Source organism: Acidovorax sp. KPB24-03 (assembly GCF_057546605.1).
The window spans coordinates 1-2,505 of the sequence record NZ_BAAJYR010000471.1 but is presented as its reverse complement, the minus strand read 5'-3'; the positions used below and the strand labels follow the sequence as shown (position 1 = coordinate 2,505).

Sequence of the window (2,505 nt, the reverse complement as noted above, 5' to 3'; positions counted from 1 at the left end):
GGGCGTGGCGGCGACCCCGCCCGCGCCGATGCGGGCGCGCCGCACCCGGCCGTCGGCGATGTCGAGGTTCAGCACCAGGCACACGGCGGAGATGTCGTCGTCCAAGCGCTTGGACACCTTGTAGGCCGCCAGCGATTCGCCCGGCGCGGGCAGCGGCACCTCGATGCGCACGAGCAGCTCATCCGGCGCCATCACGTTCTGGCGGTAGCCGGTGTACAGGTCTTCCAGCGCCAATGTGCGTTCGCCGCGCAGGCTGGCCAGCACCACGCTGGCGCCCAGCGCGATCAGCAGGGGCATGGAGTCGCCGATCGGCGAGCCGTTGGCCACGTTGCCGCCCAGCGTGCCGGAGTTGCGCACGGGCAGCCCGGCGAAGCGCGCGGCGAAGCGGTGCAGCATGGGCCAGTGGGCCTGCAGCGCATCGAACGCGTCGGCCAGCGGCACGGCCGCGCCGATGGACAGCCGCCCGCCCTGCGTGCCCATGCGGCGCAGCTCCTGCGCCCGCGTGACGTCGAGCATCTGCGCGAACTGGCGGTGCTGCTTGGTGATCCACAGGCCTACGTCGGTGGCGCCGGCCACCACCTGGGCGGTGGGGTGCGCGGCGCGTGCGGCCAGCAGTTCGGCCAGCGTGGCCGGGGCCAGGTACGCGTCGTCGGGCGTGGGCGCCGGTTTCGCCAGGGAGGCCAGCTGCGGCAGCAGTTGCGCTTCGTCCACCTGCATGCGGGGCAGGGCGGCCATCCGCTCGGCCGCGTCCAGGATGGGGCGGTAGCCGGTGCAGCGGCACAGGTTGCCCGACAGGTCGTGCACGGCCTGCTCGCGCGTGACCGGGCGGCCCTGGCACACGTGGTTCTGGTACATGCCGAACAGGCTCATCACGAAGCCCGGCGTGCAGAAGCCGCACTGCGAGCCGTGGCACTGCACCATGGCTTCCTGGGCGGGGTGCAGGCCCGGCGCGCTGGAGGGGGCGCCGCTGGAGGGCGGGGTGGCGGGCGGCGCGGGCTGGAGCAGCGGGTCCTGGTCCAGGTCCTCCACCGTCCACAGCGCCATGCCGTCGATGGAGTGGGCCAGGCGGATGCAGCTGTTCACGGCCCGGTAGCGCACGCGGCCGTCCACGGCCTCGCCCAGCACCACGGTGCAGGCGCCGCAGTCGCCCTCGCCGCAGCCTTCCTTGGTGCCGGTGTGGCCCAGGTCTTCGCGCAGCACCTCCAGCAGGGTGCGGTCGGGAGGAACATGGGCCAGCGTCACGGGCTGGCCCCGGCGGATGAATCGCAGCGGGCGGGAGGTGGTCATGCGTTGTGCAGGGCAGGGTTCGTTCGTTGGGGCCAGTGTGCGCGCCATGTCGGGACAGGGTAGTGGCCCGGGGGGTGGCGGCGCATATCGGCGAGCGTATAACGGCCATGCGCCGCGCGCCATGCCAGGGACACCGGCCGTTGCTTTGGCACCTTTGACTGCCTTCGCCTGGCACGGATGCTGCGTCCCTTCGTGGCGCCACGCCAAGGTGGCAGGCCGCAGACCCCAAGGACACCGGATGGACATCGATTTCTCGCAACTCGGCGCCTACGAGCGCTACAAGCTGATGGCCAGCCTGATCGTGCCGCGCCCGATCGCGCTCATCACCACCCTCGGGGAGGACGGCACGGTGAACGCCGCGCCGTTCAGCATGTTCAACATGCTGGGCGAGGACCCGCCGGTGCTGATGGTGAGCATCAACCGGCTGCAGGGTGGCCGCCTCAAGGACACGGCCGCCAACATCCTGCGCACCGGCGAATTCGTGGTGCACATCGCCGACGAGGCCATGGCCCAGCGCATGCATGCCTGCGGCGATGCGCTGCCGCCGCACGAGAGCGAACTGGTGCATGCCGGCCTCACGCCGGTGCCGTCGCGCAGCGTGGCCGCGCCGCGCATCGCCGAGGCCCCCGTGGCGTTCGAATGCGTGCTGCACGAAACCATGGAAACGGCCAGCCGCTACGTCTTCATCGGCCGCGTGCAGTGGCTGGGCGCGCGCGAGGGCCTCGTGGACACCGAGCGCTGGCGCGTGCGGCTGCAGGACTACCACCCGGTGGGGCGGTTCGGCGCGAGCTTCTATGTGACGACCGGCGACCGCTTCTCGCTCGACCCGGCGCCGCAGCCGGGCGCCGCGCGTTCGACGGCCATCGACGAGATCTGACCACCCGCGACGTCGCCTCGGTAGTTGCCTGGCTCGCGGTCTCGCGGCCTCGGCGCTACAGTGCGATGTCCCCTTGCCTTCTTCACTGCGCCCTCGCTCCGCCACCGGCAGGCCCGGCGTGCCATACGCGATGGCGTATGGCTGGAATGCCCCGACCCTTATGAGAGACCAAGCCCTTTTCGACAAGATAGACCTCCATCTCATAAGGGTCTTGCACACCGTGTTGACTGAACGCAGCGTATCGCGGGCTGCCGTGCGGCTGGGCATGCACCAGCCGGCCGTGTCGGCGGCGCTGCGCCGCCTGCGCGACCTGGCGGGCGATCCGCTGCTGGTGCGCTCGG

General features: G+C 71.5%; 3 protein-coding genes. 2 read left to right on the top strand and 1 reads right to left on the bottom strand.

The window, feature by feature from the left end:
• Nucleotides 1-1,287 (bottom strand): xanthine dehydrogenase small subunit (xdhA, locus tag AC27KI_RS22745; RefSeq protein WP_487115973.1); only part of this gene is annotated, 1,287 nt, incomplete at its 3' end.
• Nucleotides 1,288-1,525: 238 nt separating this feature from the next.
• Here xdhA and AC27KI_RS22740 point away from each other — a divergent pair.
• Both AC27KI_RS22740 and AC27KI_RS22735 read left to right on the top strand, forming a co-directional pair.
• The gene (locus AC27KI_RS22740; RefSeq protein WP_487115971.1) at nucleotides 1,526-2,164 is read left to right on the top strand and encodes a flavin reductase family protein; all 639 of its coding nucleotides are present in this window, start codon (nucleotides 1,526-1,528) and stop codon (nucleotides 2,162-2,164) included.
• A 160-nt stretch (nucleotides 2,165-2,324) separates the two neighbouring features.
• On the top strand, nucleotides 2,325-2,505 hold a 181-nt coding region (locus AC27KI_RS22735), incomplete at its 3' end, for a helix-turn-helix domain-containing protein (protein ID WP_487115969.1).

What these genes read in the sequence shown, in the direction of transcription:
- AC27KI_RS22740 (WP_487115971.1), top strand. Translation starts at nt 1,526, where the DNA reads ATGGACATCGATTTCTCGCAACTCGGCGCCTACGAGCGCTACAAGCTG.